Genomic DNA, 6,000 nt, shown 5'->3' with positions numbered 1-6,000 from the left:
GCCTGGGGTCCCTCATATACGGCCCTCCCGTCTCTCGCGCCCCTCCCGGAACTGTCCACATCAGTGTAGCCAATCCAGTCCTGGCGGCGCTCTCCTCCCTGCGCGGGGTCCTCGGCGAGGACGGCGCGAGGCGCGCCTTCGGCGCCGTGCTCACCGACAACGGGAGCGAGTTCGCCGACGAGGGCGCCATCGCGGCGCTGCTCGGCGAGCGGGACGGCGAGACCAGGCTCTTCTACTGCGACCCCCGGCAGAGCCAGCAGAAGGGCGCGTGCGAGAAGAACCATGTGGAGATCAGGAAGCTGCTGCCCAAGGGCGCCGGGGCCAGGTTCGACCGGCTGACGGCGGCGGACTGCGCGCTGCTCATGTCGCAGGTGAACTCCGAGCCGAGGGGGGCGCTCGGGTTCCTGACGCCGGCGCGCGTGCTGCGGATGGCCCTAGGGGAGGACGCCTCCGCCCTCATGGACGCGTTCGGGATAGAGGAGCTGGCGCCCAGCGAGCTCGACCTCACGCCCGGCTGCATCGAAAGGGCCAGGGCCGCGAGGGGCGAGGAGCCGCTGGCAGGATAGGCGGCGGGCCGGGACATGGGCCGGAGGGCCCGTTGCGCTGAGTCCGGAACGGCTGCGCGGCGGGCTGGCGGAGCATGCGGCGGCGGCATGGGGGCACCGGACTCCACAGCCCCTCCACCTGCGGAAACGAAGTGATGGCCAGGTGCCGGGAGCTATTTCCGCGTTGCGCTAGCTGCAGAAACGCGGGGTCCGTTCAGGCTGTTGCGTTGAGATTGAAAATCAACCTGTGTTTGGCGGTCGGCCTGACCCAATCGATGATTTCTCTGCCTCCCCGGCGCCTCATCTATAGCTGCCGTTTCCCCATATAAAACCTGCCAAAATGAACCTGTCCCTTTTTGGTCGGTGCGAAATGGGTAATACTAAAGAGTTATCCGACCAGATGGGAACCGATCGATGGCTTATATCGAATTCAAAGACGTCATCAAGGCATACGGCGAGGGCGACGCCCGCATTCACGCACTCGACGGCGCGAGCTTTACGGTCGAGCGTGGCGAGCTCGCCATCATTTTGGGTGCTTCGGGTGCCGGCAAGACCACGGCGCTCAACATTCTGGGCGGTATGGACACGGTAACCTCCGGCACCGTGACGGTGGACGGGCGCGATGTGAGCTCCGCTAACGAGGCGCAGCTCGTGGAATACCGCCGCGCCGACGTCGGCTTTGTCTTCCAGTTCTACAATCTGGTCCCCAACCTGACGGCGCTCGAAAACGTCGAGCTTGCGGCGCAAATCTGCCCCGATTCGCTCGATGCCGAGCAAACGCTTTGCCAGGTTGGCCTGGGTGAGCGCCTCGCCAACTTCCCCGCGCAGCTTTCGGGCGGCGAGCAGCAGCGCGTGTCCATCGCCCGTGCACTGGCAAAGAACCCCAAGCTGCTCCTGTGCGACGAGCCCACGGGTGCACTCGACTACAAAACCGGCAAGCAGATCTTGCAGCTGCTGCAGGACACTTGCCGCAAGCAGGGCATTACGGTCATCATCATCACCCACAACTCCGCGCTGGCGCCCATGGCCGATCGCCTGATCCGCTTTAAGAACGGTCGCGTGGAGAGCGAGACGGTCCAGCAAAATCCCGTGCCTATCGAGACGATCGAGTGGTAGCGCCCATGGACCAAGACCGCCAAAACAGCCTACGCCGCGACGCGCAGAACACGGAGCGCGAGCAGGATTTTACGACCTACCGCACTGCCCAAAGCTCAAACGATATGGTGCCGACGGTTTTTCGCCGTGGCATCTACCGCACAATCCGAGGCAGTCTTAAGCGCTTCTTGTCAATCGTGGTCATCACCGCGCTTGGCGTGAGCGTGATGTGCGGCCTTAAGGCGGGTTGCGAGGACCTGTGTGATTCGGTTGACGCCTACTTCGATCAGCAAAATGTCTATGATATTAACGTGCAGTCGACCTATGGCCTGACCGACGATGATCTCGACGCCATCCAAGAGGTCGATGGTGTCGAAACGGCCGAGGGCATCTACACCGAGACCGCCTATACCGCCGTGGGTACAACGCGCGAGCGCGTGGTCGTGCAGAGTCTCTCCAAGGAGAACATCGATCAACCGGTGCTGGTGAGCGGCGATTTGCCCGAGAGCGCCGGCGAGGTCGCGGTGACTTCGAAGTTCCTGAAGGCATCGGGCAAGAAAATCGGCGATACGGTGAGTTTTGCCGCCAATGACGCGAGCTCGTCGAACCAAAGCGCCAAGGATCAGTTTGCCGCGGGCGATTACACCATTACGGCCGAGGTCCTCGACCCCACTGATGTAAGTTCTGACTCGACAGTCAACGCCTTTCGCGCTGCTTCGGCGGCGGACTATAAGTTCTATGTGAGCGAGGACGCCGCGACATCTTCTTCCTACTCCGCGGTCCACGTGATCGTCGAGGGGGCCAAGAGCCTCAACTCCTATTCGGATGCCTACGCGGCAAAGATCAACAAGGTCAAGGGCAATATAGAGAAGATTCGCGAGGAGCGTGAGAAGGCGCGCGCTCAGGAACTGACGGTCGACACGCCGGCAAGCTTGGATGCGGCCGAGCGCCAGGCGAATATGCTCTTTGGGATTGAGCAGGACAACATCAATCGCATGGCAGAGGGCAGCGAGGAGCGCGTGCAAGCGCAGACCGACCTGGATCAGCGCCGCGCCGCCGCCGACCAGCAGTTTGCCGATGCCCGCGCCGAGCTTTCCGATCTGGGCGAATGCACCTGGTACATCCAGGACCGCGGCAATATCGCAAGCTACTCGAGCGTGGAGAGCGATAGCTCGTCAATTGAAGCCATCGCCACGGTGTTCCCGTTCATCTTCTTTATCGTCGCCGTGCTCATCAGCCTCACCACCGCCACGCGTATGGTCGAGGAGGAGCGCACGCTCATTGGCCTGTACAAGGCGCTCGGCTACTCGCGCGGACGCATCCTGTCCAAATACGTGGACTATGCGCTGTGGGCTTGTCTGATCGGCGGCGTGCTCGGCAACATCATCGGATTTGTGGGCCTGCCGCTGTTCCTGTTTACGGTGTTCGACGACATGTACTCACTGCCCCAGATGCTGCTTTCGTACGACATCGTGTCCTCGATCGTTTCGGTGGCGCTGTTTGCCGTGGGCGTGGTGGGCGCCACGATTATCGCCTGCCGCCACGAGATGGCCGAGACCCCGGCCTCGCTTATGCGTCCCAAGGCCCCGCGCGCTGGCTCGCGCATCTTGCTCGAGCGCATCGGCTTTATCTGGCGCCGCATGGGCTTTTTGAACAAGGTCGCTGCACGCAACCTATTCCGCTATAAAAAGCGCGCCTTTATGACCATCTTCGGCATCGCGGGTTGCACCGCGCTTGTGATCTGCGGTATGGGTATTCGCGACACGTCGGTCGCGCTTTCGCCCAAGCAGTACGGCCACATCACACGCTACGATCTGCTGGCGGTCGCCAATCCCGACGATTTTTCGCAGACGTGCGCGGCATTGGATGAGCGCAGCGCGGCCAATGATTCCAACGTGACCGTGACTTCGACGCTGCCGATTATGACCGACAACGTCACCTTTACATTTGGCGGCAAGAGCGAGACCGTGCAGCTCATCGTGATTCCCGACGACCGCACGGGTGACTTGGGCGATTACGTGCGCCTGGAGGATGAGTCCAAAGAACCGCTGTCATTGCGTGACGGAGACGTGTATCTGAGTAAGAGTTCACAGCTGGTGCTGGGGATTCAGCCGGGCGATACGGCACACGTCCAGGATTCGTCGCTCAATGTCGCCAAGGTCAAAGTCAGCGACATTTCGCTTAACTATCTGGGCAACACGCTTTACATGACGCAGGGCACCTATGAGCGCGCGTTCGGTCGAAGCGCACGCCTCAACGGCGTCTTTGTGCTGCTTAAGGGCTCGTCGGCCGACCAGATTGCGTTTAGCAAGAATCTTAAGAGCGACGGTTGGCTTACGATTTCGAGTACGGCCGAGCATTGGGAGAACTACGAGGCGAACTTTACGATTATCAATTCGGTCGTGGTGCTCGTGACCTTTATGGCGGCGTGCCTATCGTTTGTGGTGGTGTTTACGCTGTCCAACACGAATATCTCCGAGCGCGAGCGCGAGCTGGCGACCATTAAGGTGCTGGGCTTCCGCCGTGGCGAGGTGCACCATTACGTCAACAAGGAGACGTTGATCCTCACGGCAATTGGCGCCGCGCTGGGCGTGCCACTGGGCGGCTTGCTGGCCGAGAGTTTTACGTACATTTTGCAGATGCCGTCGCTGTACTTTGATGTTGAGGTCGAGCCGCTAAGCTACGTGCTCGCCGTGGTGCTTTCCTTTGGCTTTACGTTTATCGTCAACCTCGCCACCAATCGTACCCTCAACAAGATCGACATGGTCGGCGCCCTCAAAAGCGCCGAGTAACCTGTCCTGGGATTCAAGCTGTAGCGAGCTACCGACGCACCCACATCCGCATTATTGCATAAACCGCCCCGTTGAATGCATATTTTGGCGGGGCGGTTGCTACTTGTCCACGGGTACCCCAGGGGGCGGCGTGCAAATTCCGGAGTATTCAGCATCCCGGGGTCCGCGGGCGCGGGGGCGGGAGTGCAAAACTGCGCTGAAAGCCCCGATTCTGAGCCCCAACGCGGTAGCGCACAGAGATGTGGTGTAAGAGGCGGGGCATGCCCCGCCTCCGCCCTTTCTTGAAAGGGAGGGGACACCGCCTAGAATTCGTCGTTGGAGTAATGAAGGTGACGAATGGAAGGAAAGGCGATGCCCCAAGAAGAGAGTGTACTGCGCCTCGGTCGCGACGAGGCCCTCGAGGCGGCGAGGCTTTGGCAGGAGTGCGGCGACGCGCGCGAGTTCGCGTGCAGGGTGCTGGGCGGCGTGATGAACGCACTGATGGACTCCGAGGCCCAGCAGATGTGCGGCGCGAGCCGCAACGAGCGCAGCGACGGCAGGGAGAACAGCCGCAACGGCTACCGCCCCAGGTCGCTCAAGACCGCCGTGGGCGACGTGGAGCTCGAGATACCCAAGCTCAGACACGGCACCTACTACCCCGAGGGCATGCTCGCGCGATGGTCGCGCGTCGACACCTCGGTGGCCGCCATCGTGCAGGAGATGTACGTGTGCGGCGTGTCCACCCGCAAGGTCGAGCGCGTGGCGTCCAAGCTGGGCATATCCTCGCTGTCGAGCTCGGAGGTCTCGAGCCTCTGCTCCGACCTCGACGCCGAGGTGGCGGAGTTCCGCCGCCGCGACCTTTCGGGCACGCCGTGCTGCTACCTGTGGCTCGACGCCACCTACATGAGCTGCAGGGTCGGCTCGTCGGTCGTCTCGCAGGGCGTCGTGACCGCGATCGGGCTGGGCGCCGACGGGCGCAAGCACTTCCTGGGCTGCGACGTGGTCGACACCGAGAGCGAGGACTCCTGGGCGGCATTCCTCGGCGGGCTGCGCGAGCGCGGGCTGGCCGGCGTTCGCCTCGTGGTCTCCGACAGCCACGCCGGGCTCGTGGCCGCCGTCTCGCGCCTGTTCCAGGGCTGCGCCTGGCAGCGCTGCGTGACGCACCTGCAGCGCAACCTCCAGAGCGCCTGCTCGGGCAGGCCCGAGGACTCCAAGGCGGCCGTCAGGGACCTCGTGCACGCCGCGGTCTACCAGGACGACCCAGGGAGATAGTGGACGAGATAGTCGAGAAGCGCGGCCTCAAGAAGGAGTAACATCGGAGCTTGCAGCGACGGACCTCAGGACACTCTTACACCACGTCTGCGCGCGCCACCCCCAACGCCTCTAGAGCCGCTCGTTTTTTACAGGATGCGGCCCATGGTGCCTGCCTTTCGCCCAAAATCCAGTATGCAGGCACCCTCGGTTGCTGAAAACTCCCAAAAATGCACGCCGCATCCTACCCCAGGCACCCGCAGCAAGAAGACGAATAGTCTCGGCCTCCCCAGTCACCGTAGGAGGCCCCAGGGCTTACCTCCCAAATCTTTCCGCAG

Annotated in this window: 3 protein-coding genes and 1 pseudogene; all 4 read left to right on the top strand. The window is 62.4% G+C overall.

Annotated features, from left to right (window positions below):
• Positions 1-566, top strand: a pseudogene (locus tag PMX21_RS05215) (hypothetical protein); the annotation flags it as partial.
• A 393-nt stretch (positions 567-959) separates the two neighbouring features.
• A complete protein-coding gene (locus PMX21_RS05210; protein WP_271758486.1) occupies positions 960-1,661 on the top strand; it encodes an ABC transporter ATP-binding protein in 702 nt (233 codons plus the stop codon).
• Between the two features lie 5 nt (positions 1,662-1,666).
• Positions 1,667-4,432, top strand: coding sequence for an FtsX-like permease family protein (locus PMX21_RS05205; protein ID WP_271758485.1), 2,766 nt, complete (start codon positions 1,667-1,669; stop codon positions 4,430-4,432).
• A 351-nt stretch (positions 4,433-4,783) separates the two neighbouring features.
• Positions 4,784-5,683 carry an IS256 family transposase gene (locus tag PMX21_RS05200; RefSeq protein WP_271758484.1) on the top strand — a complete coding sequence of 300 codons (900 nt, stop codon included), beginning with the start codon at positions 4,784-4,786 and terminating at the stop codon, positions 5,681-5,683.
• Positions 5,684-6,000 lie beyond the last annotated feature (317 nt).

The organism is Collinsella aerofaciens (assembly GCF_028209885.1).
Taxonomy (GTDB): domain Bacteria; phylum Actinomycetota; class Coriobacteriia; order Coriobacteriales; family Coriobacteriaceae; genus Collinsella; species Collinsella aerofaciens_BA.
This window is presented reverse-complemented; position numbering and strand designations above follow the sequence as displayed.

Excerpts from the sequence above, each read along its gene's own strand:
- PMX21_RS05210 (WP_271758486.1), top strand. The coding sequence starts at position 960 with ATGGCTTATATCGAATTCAAAGACGTCATCAAGGCATACGGCGAGGGC.
- PMX21_RS05205 (WP_271758485.1), top strand. The coding sequence starts at position 1,667 with ATGGACCAAGACCGCCAAAACAGCCTACGCCGCGACGCGCAGAACACG.
- PMX21_RS05200 (WP_271758484.1), top strand. The coding sequence starts at position 4,784 with ATGCCCCAAGAAGAGAGTGTACTGCGCCTCGGTCGCGACGAGGCCCTC.